This is a genomic window from uncultured Psychrobacillus sp. (assembly GCF_938022135.1).
Lineage (GTDB): Bacteria > Bacillota > Bacilli > Bacillales_A > Planococcaceae > Psychrobacillus.
Window position 1 is genome coordinate 1 of sequence record NZ_CALIED010000042.1, and the last position, 15690, is coordinate 15690.

Sequence of the window (15690 nt, forward strand, 5' to 3'; positions counted from 1 at the left end):
GAGGCAGTTCCTCAGCCACCGGAGCTTTTAACCATTTGACCCCGAGGGGCAAGGCGGTGAAGCTAGACATCAATTTATCCACAGGTTCCGAGTTTTATAATTTCCTTAACAATAAAAAATACCCCGAATATGAATTCTTCGAGGTATTTTTTTGATTTTGGAGAACTCTATATGCGAAATAAAAGACAATCTATAGTGTTCCTACCTATTTATGGCCTTTAAATGTAGTAGCTTATTTATTAAAACTGAAACTTATTTGTTTTACTTTCCGTACGATAGTTATCTTGGAAGTAGTGGGAGGTTGTCATATGAAAAAGTTTATTATTACATTCTTGTTATTCATGGTAGCTTTCCTTTCCTTTAGCCCTATAGGAGAAGCAAAGTCTTATAGCATTGACAAAGTACATATAAAGTCATGGATTCAACCAAACGGTGACTTATTAGTTAATGAGGTATTTACCTATACTTTTAATGGTTCCTTTCATAACCTTTATAGAGAATTTCCTGATACATACAATGAGCGGGTAGTAGATTTTTATTCCTATGAGCTTACTAGCTTAAACATGGAGCCAGGCTTTGTGGGAGCAGAATCGATGATTCCATTAACTGTCTCCTTTGAGGAAGGCCATTTTCGAACAAACATCAAGAAAACTAATGAGAAGGTATCTTACTTCTATGCTTATACCTTAAAGAATGCTGTTAAGACATATGACAATTACAGTGAGGTAAAGGTGACGTACTTTAGCGGGGATGCACATGATCAAGCTTACGAGAATGTGACAATAGATTTTATACTTCCGAAACCACTAAATCCTGATACTTTCGATGGATTTATGTTTGATCGACATGCGGGAAATCTTGAAAAAAACCAATATGGTATACGATTTGTGACTCCTAAATCGGAGGCGTATTCTACTACGGAGACTAGTTTCTATTTTCCTTCTTCCGTAATGACAGCAATGCCGAAAATTAAGTCTGCACAAACTTTAAGTGGGGCTATTGCTTTAGAGCAAAAACAATTTGATCAGATGCAGAGACGTTTAGATAACATTGAAATGGTAAAGAGTCTCATCCCAAAAGTTATGATGGGAATGCTTATTGTCGCTGTCTTATTAATTGTTTTATTACCACAGAGACATTTTTGGAGGGTTGGCTCTGAAAAAAATGTGATAGAGACGGATGCTTTATATATGTTTTTTGTTGATCAAATTGGCAATACTCATAAAAAAAGCTTTTTGGCAGGGTTATTTTCATTAGTAGAAAAAGGAGCAGTAAAGGTAAGCAAAGGAAAAGCGGCAGTTCGTTTTCAAAATGATCCAAAGGCTCCTAGAGAGACATTAGAGTTTCAACTGGTCAATCGAAGTCTAGTGAATGCCGATTTTGAAAATACAATGATAGATTGGCTATTCGGAGTAAAAAATGGATCAAACAAATGGACGTTTAACTTACACGATGTTGCTGGAGCAGCAAGAGATGAGAAAAGGCAAAATAGCTATTTTGCTCAGCGGAAAAAAATATTTAAAGAAAAGCAGAAGCAATGGGAGTTAGCAGTTGAATCAGAGATGATTGAGGCTGGTGCCTTAAATAACCGTATCCCACTTATGATTTTAAGTATAGCGACCATTATATTGGCTATACTATTTTCTATTGCATATTATGCAGACTTAAGAAGCATCTGGGGAATTGTCTGCATTATAACAGTGTCTCTTATATATATTGGAATGCTTTGGTGGAAGAAAAAATCAAAACGATTATTATTCTTATATATAGGATCCATGTTTTTTGCTAGCGTAAATTTAGTAGATGAAGCATTACTTCACCAAACGTATGATTTGTTACTTGCATTTATTGTTTTATATTTTACTGTACCAAGGAATATTTTATCGATGAATGCAGTCAGAGCTAAGGATTCTATAAGGGCTTTTAGAAAAGCACTAAGCAAACAAGATCATACTGTATTGCACAAGGGAGATAAGTGGATCATTCGAGCCTATTTGTTTAAACGAAGTCGCCAGTCTTATCCACTAGAAACAGCGCGTGCTGTCCCATTGGCTGGATTGCTGTTAACAGACACAGACCCTATGAAATATGTAGAGGATTCATGGAGATGGACAAAAGGATATCTATTTTCTGGAGATGGTTCTTCTGGAGGCTCCGCTACATATTCAGATAGCGGAGGAAGCTACGGAGGTGGCAGCGGGGATAGTGGTGGCGGCGCCGGTGCCGATTAATGCAGGTGTATTTGTGTATCTTTAGAATTTTAAAAATATATTTTGAATAAGCATTCAATTTATCATATAATTAAATGGTGAGTATATTTAGGAGGGCGAAATAATGACAAAATTAGATGAAACATTAACAATGCTAAAAGAACTTACAGATGCAAAAGGGATTCCCGGTAACGAGCGTGAACCGCGTAAAGTAATGGAAAAATATATTGCCCCTTATGCAGACAAAATTGAATATGACAACCTTGGTAGCTTAATCGCTGAAAAAGTGGGAGATGCTAACGGACCTAGAATCATGGTAGCAGGTCACTTAGACGAAGTTGGTTTTATGATTTCCAAAATTGATGACAAGGGATTCTTGAGTTTTCAGACAGTGGGAGGCTGGTGGTCACAAGTAATGCTAGCTCAACGTGTAACGATCGTTACTCGTAAGGGCGAAACTATTACAGGTGTTATCGGTTCTAAACCACCACATATTCTTAGCCCAGAAGCACGTAAAAAGCCTGTCGATATTAAAGAAATGTTTATTGATATTGGTGCTTCCTCTAAAGAAGAAGCTATGTCATGGGGAGTATTACCAGGGGATATGGTCGTTCCATATTTTGAATTCACTGTAATGAACAACGATAAACTTCTACTTGCAAAAGCTTGGGATAATCGTATTGGTTGTGCTATTGCAATAGATGTATTGAAAAATTTACAAGGCCAAGATCATCCAAATATCGTATATGGTGTCGGGAATGTTCAAGAAGAAGTAGGTCTTCGCGGAGCTAAAACCTCTACAGCAAAAATTAACCCTGATATCGGCTTTGCAGTTGATGTGGGTATTGCTGGTGATACTCCAGGAATCACTCCAAAAGAATCATCTAGTAAAATGGGAGATGGCCCTCAAATCGTCCTATTTGATGCATCTATGGTATCCCATAAAGGATTACGCGATTTTGTAGTGGATACAGCAGAAGCAAACAATATCCCTTATCAATTTGAAACAATTGCTGGTGGGGGAACAGATGCAGGTTCTATGCATATTTCCTTAAATGGTGTACCTTGCTTGTCAATCGGTGTAGCTACTCGTTATATTCATTCACATGCAGGAATTCTGCATAGAGATGATTACGAGAATACAGTTAAATTGATTGTTGAAGTTATTAAAAAGCTTGATCGTGATACAGTAAACAATATAACTTTTAACTAATTAAACAAAACTAATGAAGAATACAGCAGTATTCCTCATTAGTTTTTTTATGTATAAAAAATGTATATAAATTCGCTTGACTTTATAAATATTCATACTTATAATAACAATTACAGAAGATACGGGTAAAGGGGATTATGAGTATGAAATTATTAGAGTGGGTAAATCTTAAATTAGTTGATAGTTTAAAAGGAAAGGATCTTTTAACACTATTGGATTACTCTAAGGAAGAAGTGACTGAATTACTAGAACTAGCTACAAACTTAAAGTCTTTAACGAAGGCTGGTAAATGTCCTCCATTGTTAGAAGGGAAGACATTAGGAATGATATTTGAAAAGCACTCTACTCGTACAAGGATTTCGTTTGAGGTGGGGATGAAGCAGCTAGGCGGAAATGGTATGTTCATGAACGCTAGAGATTTGCAGATTGGTCGTGGGGAATCTGTTTATGATACAGCACATGTCCTCTCGGGTTATCTAGATGGCATTATGATTCGTGCTAATTCACACGCTATGGTTAAAGAACTTGCGGAGCATGCGAGTATACCTGTTATAAACGGCCTAACAGACCTCTACCATCCATGTCAGGCGTTAGCAGATATATTAACAGTACAAGAAGTGAAAGGTCATACAAAAGGGCTGAAGCTGGCTTTTATTGGTGATGGTAACAATGTGGCACATTCCTTAGTGATTGCTGCTGCATACATGGGAATGCACATTGCTGTAGCAACGCCAGTCGGCTATGAGCCGAATGAAGAGATTATGGCAAAGGCAAAGGCAATTGCTCTTGCAAACGAAGGTTCCTTGTTTGTTTCTAATGATCCACTAGAAGCTGCGGTGAATGCAGATGTAGTTTATACAGATGTTTGGACTTCCATGGGGCAGGAGGAGGAAGCTGTTAAGCGTTTGGAGGAATTTAAGGATTATCAAATTAATGACAAGCTAGTAGCCAATGCGAAAGCAGATTATATATTCCTTCATTGTCTTCCGGCTCATCGAGAAGAAGAGGTTTCTAGCTCAGTAATAGATGGACCTAACTCATATATATTCCAGCAGGCAGAAAATCGCTTGCATGCACAAAAAGCCGTACTTGCTTCTTTGATGGCTTAAAAATCTTTGAATAAGCTGTAACGACAGGGTGTGTCCTACAGTTTATATATATGCGATGTTGCTTATCTAGAAGGATGACCTCATCGCTACATAGGAAAAGCGATTCCGGGAGACGCTGGGATCGCTTTTTATTACGTTTATACAAGAAAAGAATTTAATAGTGATGTATTACTAAAACTGTATTGTCTTTTTTTCGTTATGATGAAAAAATAGGAATGGCAGTGGATTAATCCACCACCATTCCTATTCAAATTTAAACCTGTGAAGGCTTACTTTCTAACGGGATCGCTTCCATCTCTTCTTCCTCGGAATCTGCTGCATTTTTTGACCAAATAGTTGCTATAATTGGGCCTGAGATATTGTGCCAAACAGCTCCTAGAGCACTTGGAAGTGCAGCTAACGGTCCTAAATGGGCAGTTGCTAGTGCAACACCTAAACCTGAGTTTTGCATACCAACCTCAATTGAAATGGCACGGCAGTCAGATTTAGATAGCTTCATCATTTTCCCAGTGAAATAGCCGAGCAATAGACCAGCACCATTATGAAGGAAGACTCCAACAAAAACTAATAATCCTGCAGAAGCGATGTTATTAACATTACCTGCGACTACTGCTGAAACAATGATGATAATAGCTAATACAGAGATTAATGGTACAACGTTTGCGCTTTTTTCTACAACCGTTGGTAATAATTTTTTAATAAGTAGACCAAGAACAATCGGAACGATAATTACTTGGACAATGGACATAAACATATCCATTACATTTACCGGCATCCATTGCCCAGCTAACCATAAAAGTAAAACTGGTGTCATTAAAGGCGCCAAAAGAGTAGAGAAGGACGTCATTGTAATAGAAAGCGGTACATTTCCTTTCGCTAAGTAAACCATTACATTCGATGCAGTTCCACCTGGTACAGAGCCTAGGAGAACAAGACCAGCAGCTAATTCATTAGGAAGCTGCAGCATATAGGCTATTGCAAAAGCAACTAATGGCATGATAATAAATTGTGCTGCTACACCGATTAATACTGGTTTAGGATTAGTTAAGATTAGCTTAAAATCTACTGCTTTAAGCGTTAGCCCCATTCCAAACATAACTACACCTAGTAGGAGAGTTATATAACTACGAAATGGCAGGAAGGTCTCTGGTATTAAGTAAGCTATTACAGCAATTAATATAACCAAGAGGGCAAAATATTTGCCAGCAAAGCTACTGATTTTCTCTAATGTTTTCATATTACTCACCTTCTCTTTCAAGTTTTACAATTTTGTTTGGATTTAAAATATTGTTGGGATCTAAAGCAACTTTAATCTTTTCCATAACTTGAAGTGCCTCCCCGTGTTCTGCTGCCTGGTATTTTTGCTTCCCTACACCTACCCCGTGCTCGCCTGTACAAGTGCCTTTTCGTTCCAGAGCGTATCGTACGATTTTTTCGTTATAGGTCACGGCCTTCTGTATTTCTTCCGGATCGTTCATATCAATCATGATAAGGGCATGGAAATTTCCATCACCGACATGACCTGTAAGGCCTCCTATCAACCCGATAGCATCAAGTTCCTTACGTGCAAATATGACAGCGTCAGCTAGCTCGGAAATAGGAACACAAACATCGGTTACCATGAGCTTCTTTCCTACGTTTCCATGAATGTAAGCATAGGCTAGATTATGTCTTGCATCCCAAAGCTTGTTTCGAGCAGCGTTATCGGTTTCAAATTGAATATCCTCACTGCCATGGTCCTTCACAATTTCTTGAGTAAATTCTACATCTTGAGCAAGTCCAGCTTCATTGCCGTGGAATTCCAAAAACAATGTAGGCTTTTCAGCGTAGTTAGTTTCACTAAATTGATTTACCTGACGAATAGAGCTTTCATCTACTAGCTCTACGCGAGCAATCGGTATACCTGCCTGTAAAATAGAGGTTACTGCCTCCACTGCATGTTTGACAGTAGGGAATGTTGCTCTAGCAGCAGTCGTGAATTCTGGTATGCCATACACCTTTAAAGTCAGTTCTGTAAAACAGCCTAATGTACCCTCCGAACCAACAAACAACCCATTCAAGTGAAATCCAGAGGCAGATTTAGCTGCCAAGTTTCCTGTATGTATGATTGTTCCATCCGCAAGCACTACTTCTAGGTCTCGAACTTGATCTCTCATAACTCCGTACTTCACAGTTGTAGTCCCACTCGCATTTGTAGCGGCCATTCCGCCAAGAGTAGCATCAGCACCAGGGTCAACCGAAAAGAATAAACCATACTTTTTTAACTCCATGTTCAGCTGTGTTCTCGTTACACCTGGCTGGACTATCACAAGTAAATCCTGTTCTCTTATTTCCAATATTTTATCCATCAAAGAAAAATCGATCGTTATTCCATTATCATAGGGAATCACATGCCCTTCTAAACTCGTGCCACGACCAAAGGGTACGACTGGAACTCCAAGTTTATTAGCAGTCTTCATGATATTGCTCACATCTGCCGAGTTTTTAGGGAAAACGACAATGTCTGGCAAGCTAATAGAATGGTAGGATTCATCTTTTCCATGTAATTCTCGGATAGTTTGGTTGGTGGAGATCTGGTCTTGCTCTAGGTGTTCTTGCAATGCTTCCACAATATTTTCCATTAAAATCTTCATTCGCTTCGCCTCTTTGCTATAATTTAGATGTATAACTTTTATGATTTTTCTAATTATTCAAACTCATAGAGTAATTATATACAGTATATTATATAAATCAAGAACAAATTATCTAATAAATAAAATAATTTAGTAGTTTAGTGAATTGAAATGTTTTGTTTTCTATTTTATTAATAAAAGGAGAAAAAAATGACGGAGAATGAACTAGTTGTATATCATATTGTTACAAGAAACAAGATGAGAGTGGGGCAGATAATTGATTTTAGTGAGAACCAAAAGAATACGTTATATCACTTCTTTTTCGAAAAAGAACAATTAAATTCCAAGGGAGAAGACTTTGTTCAAATTTTTCAAAACCAATATACAAATGAAGGGGTGAACTTAACTAAAGAGGATGCAGAGGTTGGCCTAAAATATTTGGATCAAACGACTAGAGCAATCCGCGAAACGATAGTAGAAATGGTTAGATTAGAGGAATATCCGAATTACCCATCTAGATTATCCTGTCTATATGCTACAAAAAGCTTAGAGGATGCACTCAAATGGGCAGACTTATTTAATTCCTATAATCGGCAGGTGTTGCAGCTTGTTAAGCTTCGAGTTGATGGTAAAACTTTTGAGGGAGATGCTAGCTTTTTGCCAAAGGAAGATGGTATATCTTTTGCAAAGAAAATAGAGCAGGCAAGAGAGTATTGGCAAGGAAATGTAATCAGTGGACTCCCTGAGATGTTAGTGGACGGAAAAATAGAAGTTGTAGAAATTCTAGAAGAGTATGAATAATGTTGGGAGGTTAACAATGATTCGATATTTTGGGTTTCTTATAATACTTGTATCCGTAGTTAGTTTATGGGGTTGTAAAGAAGAAAGCCAGGAAAATCGATTTGTGATGGAAGGGATAGTAGCAGAGGTGTCTGAAGCTCATGTTTTTATTTATGAAGAGCAACCAGGAATAGATAGAATTCTAACAAAGGAGGAAGTTACATCTAAATCTATTCAATCTTCTTCCTTTGGATTTGACGAAAAAATATCGGATATAGAGGTTGGGGACAAGGTGAAAGTTTGGTATGATGCCCTGGACAAAAGCTTACCAGGCTCTGGTCATGGCACTAAAATTGAATTAATAAAGAGACCGTAGTATCTACGGTCTCCGTTAGCTAATACTTATTGAGCAAATGCAGTAGAAACATTATTTAGCATTGCTTGTTTGCTGGATTCATCAGCCGATTTCCACCATTTTTCAAAAATTACGCCTAGACCAGGTAGTAAATGTTCTTCTCCTCGGTTAATTGCATCTTCTACCACTTCTTTAATATCAGTAGCTGAATTACCCTTTAGGTTAGCTGCTATTGCTTCTCGAATTTGAAAATCCATTTTCATCACTCCTTGTCTTCATCTTTCCCCATGTCTCGTCAACTATACATAATTTTTTTGAATTGACGGAAGATAAATATGAACATATGAACTAATCGAGGAACATGATATAATCTTCTACAAAGAAAAGATGCTAAACTATTTGTTTTGCAGCATTTTAGAAAAAGGCGGTACAAAATATGAAACGAATCGAATCTCCTCAAAACTCTTTAGTGAAGCATTGGAAAAAATTACTCAGTGTTCGAAAAGAAAGAGATAAAACTGGTGAATTTATTATTGAAGGCTATCATTTAGTAGAAGAAGCAATCAAACAAAAAGAAATTGTCTTAACAATCATGTTAAGCGATACAAGTGAAATTCCTGCCAGTTGGGATGTAGACAATCTAGAAATAGTAGAAATTAATGATGTTATTAAAAAAGAGCTTGCAGAAACAGAGCATACCCAAGGCATTTTTGCACATTGTAAACAAAATGCGGCTCAAGCAGATGAACAAGAAAATTGGAGTAAATTTTTATTAATCGATGCGGTTCAAGACCCTGGGAATATTGGAACGATGATCCGTACGGCTGATGCTGCAGGGATAGACGCTGTTATTCTTGGAAAGGGATCAGCTGATGCGTATAATTCTAAAACGCTTCGCTCTGCTCAAGGCTCTCATTTCCACATACCTATTTTAAAAGGTGACTTAAGCTATTGGGTCGATCAGCTAAAAGAGAAAAATGTAAAAGTATATGGCACGGCATTTGAAAACTCAACGCCGTTTCATGAGGTAGAGAAAAGTGATGCGTTTGCATTAATAGTAGGAAACGAAGGTAGCGGTATACAAGCAAGTCTTTTAGAACAAACGGACCAAAATATTATTGTTCCTTTATTGGGCCAAGCGGAATCTTTAAATGTCGCAGTCGCAACAGGAATTCTTCTTTATGGGCTTACATTGAGATAAATACCCTTGATGAAATGTTTAAAAGTCCGTATAATAGATAATAATTTGATAAATAAGAAAAGCTGTCATCGGGAAAAGTATATATGATTATTCGAATGTAGGGATTTTGCGCCTAGACTGGAAGCGTAAATGGAGAATTCATATAGAAGTTCACCCCGTTAGCTGCCACCGGGACCAGTGTTTACTGTAAAGGTGTGCCGGTGTAGAGCCGTTATTCGAATTGAGTGATTGCACGTTTAGTTGTGCAATAATCAGGGTGGTACCGCGAAATTAGTCCTCGTCCCTTTTATAGGGGCGGGGATTTTTTATTTTGTCAATTAGGAGGGATTTTTCAAATGGAAGCACAACTTCAACAGTTAAAAGAAGAAGCATTACAAAAAATTGAAGCTTCACAAAACACAAAAGAATTAAATGATGTGAGAGTAGCGTATTTAGGGAAAAAAGGACCGATTACGGATTTACTAAAGGGTATGGGTAAACTCCCAGCCGAGGAACGTCCGAAGATGGGGGCACTTGTCAATGTAGTGCGTGAGGAAGTAACTGCTGTTCTAGAAGCACGCATGACATTACTTCAAGAGCAAGCGATTCAAGAACAGCTTGCAAAAGAGTCTATCGATGTAACTCTACCTGGGAGACCAGTGAAGACGGGGAATCACCATCCGTTAACTCGTGTAGTAGAAGAAATTGAAGACTTATTTTTAAGCATGGGCTATGAAATTGCAGAAGGTCCTGAGGTAGAAAAGGATTATTACAATTTTGAAGCGTTGAATTTACCTAAAGGACATCCAGCTCGTGATATGCAGGATTCCTTCTATATTTCAGAGGATATTCTATTGCGTACGCATACCTCTCCAGTTCAAGCGCGCACGATGGAAGCAAAAGAAGGGCAACCAATTAAGATCATTTGTCCTGGTAAGGTATATCGTCGTGATAATGATGATGCTACCCATTCTCATCAGTTCACTCAAATCGAAGGTTTAGTCATCGGTGAAAATATTCGTATGAGTGATTTAAAAGGTACTTTATCTTTATTCGCGAAAAAAATGTTCGGAGAAGATCGTGAAATTCGACTGCGTCCAAGTTTCTTCCCATTCACAGAGCCCTCTGTAGAGATGGATATCTCTTGCTTCAAATGTGGAGGAAGTGGTTGTAACGTATGTAAGAAAACAGGTTGGATTGAAATCCTAGGAGCAGGTATGGTTCATCCTAATGTTCTTGAGATGGCTGGTTATGATTCTAAAAAGCTTTCTGGTTTTGCGTTTGGTATGGGACCAGAGCGTATTGCAATGTTGAAATATGGAGTGGAAGATATTCGTCATTTCTATACAAATGATGTGCGTTTCTTATCGCAATTCCACCGAACAGAAGTGTAAGGAGGAAATGACATGTTAGTATCAACGAAATGGTTATCAGAATATGTAAACACACAAGGGTTGGACCCGAAAGACTTAGGTGAGAAAATTACTCGCTCAGGAATAGAAGTAGATGCAGTGATTGATCGCTCTCTAGGCATGACAAATGTGGTAGTCGGTTATGTAAAGGAAAAAGTGAAGCATCCAGAAGCAGATAAGCTAAACATCTGTCAGGTGGATGTAGGAGATGAAATCACTCAAATTATTTGTGGTGCTCCGAACGTTGACGCTGGTCAAAAGGTAATCGTTGCACGTCCTGGAGCTGTGCTACCAGGTGGCATTAAAATTAAAAAAGCAAAGCTACGCGGAGAAGTATCTAATGGAATGATCTGTTCTCTTCAAGAGCTAGGTATTGAAGGTCGCCTAGTAGCTAAAGCGTATGCAGAAGGGATTTATGTTCTTCCTGAAACAGCTGTACCAGGTGAAAGTGCACTTCCTTTATTAGGCCTGGACGATGTAGTGCTAGAGTTAGGTTTAACACCAAACCGCTCGGATGCACTAAGTATGTTAGGAGTTGCTTATGAGGTAGGGGCTATTCTTTCAGAGGATATGAAATATCCTGAGGCTGCTTATACAGAAAGCAATGAAAAGGCAGAGGACTATTTGAAGCTTCGTGTGGATGCAATAGAAGAAAATCCTCTGTATATTGCTAAGGTTGTTAAAAACGTACAAGTAAAAGAATCTCCATTATGGCTACAGAATCGTCTGATGGCTGCTGGAATTCGTCCTCATAATAACGTAGTAGATGTTACTAACTATGTATTAATGGAATTTGGTCAACCACTTCATGCATTTGACTATGACCGTTTAGCAACAAAGGAAATCGTTGTTCGCCTTGCAGCTGAAGGAGAAAAGATGGTTACACTCGATGACCAAGAACGAACACTTAAATCTAACCATTTAGTAATAACTAACGGTAAAGAGCCGGTTGCTATTGCTGGAGTAATGGGTGGGGCTAATTCAGAGGTTCATGAAGGCACGACAACCGTTGTAATCGAGTCAGCTTACTTTGCAGCTGGATCTGTACGTCAAACATCGAAAGACCATAACCTACGTAGTGATGCAAGTGCTCGCTTCGAAAAAGGTGTGGATCCAAATCGTGTAAATATGGCAGCAGAGCGTGCAGCAAGCCTATTAGCAGAGCTTGCAAATGGTGAAGTACTAGCTGGTTCCGTAGTTGTAGATAAGTTAGATAAATCTCCAGCTGAAGTTATCGTTTCTCCAGACTTCATTAACAGTCGTTTAGGAATGAAGATATCTTTAGAGGATATGACATCTATTCTGTCTCGTTTGAAATTTGAATTCCAAGCAGCTAATGGATATTTATATATTAAAGCACCTACTAGACGTCAGGATATTAAAATTCCGGAGGACATCGTGGAAGAAATAGCTCGTATGTATGGTTATGATGAGATTCCAATGACGTTACCTGTGGAAGAGTCTAAACCAGGTGGTTTAACATCCTACCAAGCAAAACGTCGCCAAGTGCGTGGTTTTATGGAAGGTGCAGGACTTTACCAAGCAATTACGTACTCATTAACTTCTAAAGAAGTAGCACAAAAGTTTGCTTTAGAAACTGCTCCTGTAACGGAACTATTAATGCCAATGAGTGAGGAGCGTAGCACGCTACGTCAAAGCTTAATCCCTCATTTGCTAGAGGCTGTAACGTATAACACTGCTCGCCAAGCAGATACCGTTGCATTGTATGAAATTGGTTCTGTTTTCTTAGGAGAAACAGCATCTGGATTACCTCATGAGCAAGAGCATTTAGCAGGCGTTATTGCTGGTAAATGGGTTGAGCATAGCTGGCAAGGAGAGAAAAAGTCAGTAGATTTCTTTGTTTTAAAAGGAATTGTAGAAGGTTTAATGGATTTACTTGGTCATACAAGTGAGTTAACCTTTGAACGTACAGTAATGGAAGGAATGCATCCAGGAAGAACTGCAACTATCCAATTGGCAGGGGAAGAGATCGGTATTATTGGTCAATTACACCCGGCGGAACAAAAAGCACGTGACTTAAAGGATACGTATGTATTCGAGCTGAATTTAATGAAGGTATTAAACAAAGATGCTGGAACATTGTATTATTCACCAGTTTCTAAATTCCCTTCTATTACTCGCGATATCGCATTAGTAGTGGATCAGGAAAAAGCTACTGGAGAGCTGCAAGCAATTATTCAACAATCAGGTGGGAAATTGCTTAAGGGAGTACATTTATTCGATTTATATGAAGGAGAAAAAATGGAACCAGGCAAAAAATCAGTTGCATTCTCTCTAACGTATTTCGATCCAGAGCGTACATTAACGGATGAAGAAGTAGTTAATGCACATAACAAAGTTCTAAAAGCATTAGCTGAGCAAGCAGGAGCCGAGCTGCGAGGATAAACGCTGATCACCTTGCAGAGATGGGCTAGAACCTTGCGGAAACGAGTCAAAACCTTGCAGAGATGACGCAAAATCTTGCGGAAATGAGTCACAACCTTGCGGAGAATAGCTCACCTTGCAGAGATGGGCTAGAACCTTGCGGAGATGTGCTAGAACCTTGCAGAGATGACTCTAAACCTTGCGGAGATGACGCAAAATCTTGCGGAAATGAGTCACAACCTTGCGGAGAATAGCTAACCTTGCAGAGATGACTCTAAACCTTGCAGAAAGCCACAAAACTTTTAGAGAATAACTAAAAGAATTAAATAAATGAAAAAGGAGCAGCACCAAAATAGGTGTTGCTCCTTTTTGTTGAACTCTGAGAGTAGAAGTATATTTATGTTAAAATAGGTATAAAAAGTTACGAAATTGGAGGTTAGCGAATGGATACCTTTGATCCAAACAACAGTACATACACGAAAGAAATATTAGAGAAACAGCTAATCCTATCGAAGCCTTTAACTAAAAATGAAGTAGAGGAATTGAACTTAGCAAACAACAATCTTAAAAATGAAGAGAATAACTTCCTACCGAAGCAGTGGTTTTGTCGTGCGGATATAGGGGAGTGGGAAGAGGTAGAAATATTTATACAAGGTGATGATCAAAAGCCTTATGTCAGCTGTATAGAAATGGCCGAGAAAATACTAAAAGATATTCCTCAGCATATTAATCGTGCATTAAATTACTTGAAAGAATTTTTTCCTGCTCAACAATCGGAGGACTATTACTTATCTACGATTTCCTTTGGAAGAATGATTAATTTTGATGATCAGCTTTTTACAGGTTTTACAATAGGTTTTTATAGCGAACAACCGCATGAATTTCAATATAAGGTGAAATTCAAAGAAAATGGTTGGCCAATTGGGTTTGAGGGTGGACCAATGTAGAATAGAAATCGAAAGTTTCTTAGGAAGAAATGAACAGAATTTATAAATTACTCGAAATCATGAAAGCTATAATATAGCTAATCCTTGGAAAAAATAACTTGTTGAGGATGTGTAAAAATGGGTTTTTTTAATCGCTTATTTAAAAAAGTGGAAGATATTAATAAGGGAGAAGTAGCTGTTTCTGAACTGGAATCCGAGTTCTATCTTGAGTCACCTGTAGAAGAAGCAAAGGGTTATTGGGTGGAAATGGCTCAAAATATTATTGTGAACACGGTTAAGGCAGCCAACAATTCTGTTGAACGAGCTTTTGTCCTCATCGATTTTGGGGAACAACCTTCTTTTGATATCTTTTATCAAGTAGATGGAAGTTTAGTTATGTGGCATCAGCTTGAGCATCAGGATATAAAAGAAAAAATTGAATACGAACTGCTTCCTCAAGCAACTGATGTTGTGAAAGCAGTAAATGATAACTTCATACAGGCCAATCACCCAACCATTGCATTTGCGGAGCTGCAATTTGAATGGCAAACTAGCGCTTGGTTTTCACATATAATATGGGAAGACGACGAGTACTCAAAGCTAGCCAAGGACGAAATATTAAATAAATGGTTTGATACATTAAGTGTTGAAGTTAAAGATCTACCATTAGATAGTGATACTAAGCTGTCTTGGTATCCGTAAGTTGTTTTAATTAGACTCGTTAAGGAAGTGGTTAATTTTAAAGGGAGATTATTCCCCAGGCATAATCCCTATCACTTCAAATCTTTCCATATCAACAAATACTAGTGGTGCAGCAACTGAATCTACTTTTGTCACTAAAAATATTTCTTTCCCTAGATATGACTGATCAAAATTTTTAAATGTTTCATCTACCATAATTTTTTTCACCGATGCGTTTTTCCATTCATTTACTGAGTTATGTTGGTTCGTATTCTGATCTTGAAAATATTCCAGTACTATGTTTATAACCTCATTATCTATGTCATTCTTTTTTACATAGTTACCTTCTTCTTCATTTTTTGCGCAACCAGTGACAAAGAGTGAAATGAAGATAAGCATGAAAAACCAGATATATTTCCTTTTCAAAAAACAACCTCCTTTTCAATTAGACGTTTTCGATAGAAGTTTTGTTACTACACTGTTCCATCAAACTGCACTTGTAGTTTAGATAATATTTTACTAATAAAAACCATTTTGTGAACAATTCAATTCTAGCCTTTATAACATAGCCAAAACATAAAATGAGCTCGTGTCTCCCAATTCTTTTTTATAGTGACTGTAAACATTATATAAGTGACCTTCAAATGACTATGAAGATCATAAATAAATTATGAAATTCGGGTTGGTGACAGTTTTTCGGCTTTGTTTATGCGAGTAAATTTTTTTAATGCTTTATCGATGCTAAAGCTGTTCCCATTTGTTGATTGGAGCGCCAGACGGCGACTCCCTCTTAAAATGTAGTCGTACCAATGGTTTCATTACGTATT

General features: G+C 37.9%; 14 protein-coding genes and 1 other annotated feature. Of the genes, 10 read left to right on the top strand and 4 right to left on the bottom strand.

Going from position 1 to position 15690, the window contains the following annotated elements:
• Positions 1 to 308: 308 nt before the first annotated feature.
• The 3 genes from Q0371_RS09295 to argF all read left to right on the top strand — a co-directional run bounded on the left by Q0371_RS09295 (position 309) and on the right by argF (position 4532).
• The gene (locus tag Q0371_RS09295; protein WP_298470552.1) at positions 309 to 2231 is read left to right on the top strand and encodes a DUF2207 domain-containing protein; all 1923 of its coding nucleotides are present in this window, start codon (positions 309 to 311) and stop codon (positions 2229 to 2231) included.
• A gap of 103 nt (positions 2232 to 2334) precedes the next feature.
• Complete coding sequence (locus Q0371_RS09300; RefSeq protein WP_298470554.1) at positions 2335 to 3423, top strand: M42 family metallopeptidase; 1089 nt, start codon at positions 2335 to 2337, stop codon at positions 3421 to 3423.
• Between the two features lie 143 nt (positions 3424 to 3566).
• Complete coding sequence (gene argF / locus Q0371_RS09305; RefSeq protein WP_169360291.1) at positions 3567 to 4532, top strand: ornithine carbamoyltransferase; 966 nt, start codon at positions 3567 to 3569, stop codon at positions 4530 to 4532.
• A gap of 253 nt (positions 4533 to 4785) precedes the next feature.
• Here argF and Q0371_RS09310 read toward each other — a convergent pair whose 3' ends face one another.
• Together Q0371_RS09310 and Q0371_RS09315 are read right to left on the bottom strand one after the other, a co-directional pair.
• Positions 4786 to 5769: a bile acid:sodium symporter family protein gene (locus Q0371_RS09310; RefSeq protein WP_298470557.1), complete on the bottom strand. Its 984-nt coding sequence runs from the start codon at positions 5767 to 5769 to the stop codon at positions 4786 to 4788.
• A gap of 1 nt (position 5770) precedes the next feature.
• A complete protein-coding gene (locus tag Q0371_RS09315; RefSeq protein ID WP_169360287.1) occupies positions 5771 to 7165 on the bottom strand; it encodes an FAD-linked oxidase C-terminal domain-containing protein in 1395 nt (464 codons plus the stop codon).
• 189 nt (positions 7166 to 7354) lie between these two features.
• Here Q0371_RS09315 and Q0371_RS09320 point away from each other — a divergent pair, with 189 nt between their 5' ends.
• Together Q0371_RS09320 and Q0371_RS09325 are read left to right on the top strand one after the other, a co-directional pair.
• Positions 7355 to 7945, top strand: a complete 591-nt coding sequence (locus Q0371_RS09320) for a DUF2441 domain-containing protein (RefSeq protein WP_298470559.1) — start codon at positions 7355 to 7357, stop codon at positions 7943 to 7945.
• Positions 7946 to 7961: 16 nt separating this feature from the next.
• On the top strand, positions 7962 to 8300 hold the full coding sequence (locus tag Q0371_RS09325; RefSeq protein ID WP_298470561.1) for a DUF3221 domain-containing protein: 339 nt from the start codon (positions 7962 to 7964) through the stop codon (positions 8298 to 8300).
• A 26-nt stretch (positions 8301 to 8326) separates the two neighbouring features.
• On the opposite strand, the gene sspI is transcribed toward Q0371_RS09325, so the two are convergent.
• Positions 8327 to 8536 carry a small acid-soluble spore protein SspI gene (sspI, locus tag Q0371_RS09330; RefSeq protein ID WP_169360284.1) on the bottom strand — a complete coding sequence of 70 codons (210 nt, stop codon included), beginning with the start codon at positions 8534 to 8536 and terminating at the stop codon, positions 8327 to 8329.
• A 179-nt stretch (positions 8537 to 8715) separates the two neighbouring features.
• Between sspI and Q0371_RS09335 the strand changes: the two genes are divergently transcribed.
• From Q0371_RS09335 to Q0371_RS09355, 5 genes are all read left to right on the top strand, one after another.
• Entirely contained in the window at positions 8716 to 9480 is a 765-nt protein-coding gene (locus tag Q0371_RS09335; protein WP_298470563.1) for an RNA methyltransferase, read from the top strand.
• A gap of 55 nt (positions 9481 to 9535) precedes the next feature.
• Positions 9536 to 9768 (top strand) — a binding site (T-box leader).
• Positions 9769 to 9815: 47 nt separating this feature from the next.
• A complete protein-coding gene (pheS, locus tag Q0371_RS09340; RefSeq protein WP_169360282.1) occupies positions 9816 to 10853 on the top strand; it encodes a phenylalanine--tRNA ligase subunit alpha in 1038 nt (345 codons plus the stop codon).
• A 12-nt stretch (positions 10854 to 10865) separates the two neighbouring features.
• Positions 10866 to 13277 (top strand): phenylalanine--tRNA ligase subunit beta, encoded by a 2412-nt coding sequence (gene pheT, locus Q0371_RS09345; RefSeq protein WP_251553387.1) that lies wholly within the window; start codon positions 10866 to 10868, stop codon positions 13275 to 13277.
• Positions 13278 to 13699: 422 nt separating this feature from the next.
• The gene (locus tag Q0371_RS09350; RefSeq protein WP_298470566.1) at positions 13700 to 14203 is read left to right on the top strand and encodes a hypothetical protein; all 504 of its coding nucleotides are present in this window, start codon (positions 13700 to 13702) and stop codon (positions 14201 to 14203) included.
• A 117-nt stretch (positions 14204 to 14320) separates the two neighbouring features.
• Positions 14321 to 14884: a hypothetical protein gene (locus Q0371_RS09355; RefSeq protein ID WP_298470568.1), complete on the top strand. Its 564-nt coding sequence runs from the start codon at positions 14321 to 14323 to the stop codon at positions 14882 to 14884.
• 48 nt (positions 14885 to 14932) lie between these two features.
• Here Q0371_RS09355 and Q0371_RS09360 read toward each other — a convergent pair whose 3' ends face one another.
• The gene (locus tag Q0371_RS09360; protein WP_298470570.1) at positions 14933 to 15289 is read right to left on the bottom strand and encodes a hypothetical protein; all 357 of its coding nucleotides are present in this window, start codon (positions 15287 to 15289) and stop codon (positions 14933 to 14935) included.
• Positions 15290 to 15690 lie beyond the last annotated feature (401 nt).

Coding starts and splice junctions, on each gene's coding strand:
- Q0371_RS09295 (WP_298470552.1), top strand. CDS start 309: ATGAAAAAGTTTATTATTACATTCTTGTTATTCATGGTAGCTTTCCTT.
- Q0371_RS09300 (WP_298470554.1), top strand. CDS start 2,335: ATGACAAAATTAGATGAAACATTAACAATGCTAAAAGAACTTACAGAT.
- argF (WP_169360291.1), top strand. CDS start 3,567: ATGAAATTATTAGAGTGGGTAAATCTTAAATTAGTTGATAGTTTAAAA.
- Q0371_RS09310 (WP_298470557.1), bottom strand. CDS start 5,769: ATGAAAACATTAGAGAAAATCAGTAGCTTTGCTGGCAAATATTTTGCC.
- Q0371_RS09315 (WP_169360287.1), bottom strand. CDS start 7,165: ATGAAGATTTTAATGGAAAATATTGTGGAAGCATTGCAAGAACACCTA.
- Q0371_RS09320 (WP_298470559.1), top strand. CDS start 7,355: ATGACGGAGAATGAACTAGTTGTATATCATATTGTTACAAGAAACAAG.
- Q0371_RS09325 (WP_298470561.1), top strand. CDS start 7,962: ATGATTCGATATTTTGGGTTTCTTATAATACTTGTATCCGTAGTTAGT.
- sspI (WP_169360284.1), bottom strand. CDS start 8,536: ATGGATTTTCAAATTCGAGAAGCAATAGCAGCTAACCTAAAGGGTAAT.
- Q0371_RS09335 (WP_298470563.1), top strand. CDS start 8,716: ATGAAACGAATCGAATCTCCTCAAAACTCTTTAGTGAAGCATTGGAAA.
- pheS (WP_169360282.1), top strand. CDS start 9,816: ATGGAAGCACAACTTCAACAGTTAAAAGAAGAAGCATTACAAAAAATT.
- pheT (WP_251553387.1), top strand. CDS start 10,866: ATGTTAGTATCAACGAAATGGTTATCAGAATATGTAAACACACAAGGG.
- Q0371_RS09350 (WP_298470566.1), top strand. CDS start 13,700: ATGGATACCTTTGATCCAAACAACAGTACATACACGAAAGAAATATTA.
- Q0371_RS09355 (WP_298470568.1), top strand. CDS start 14,321: ATGGGTTTTTTTAATCGCTTATTTAAAAAAGTGGAAGATATTAATAAG.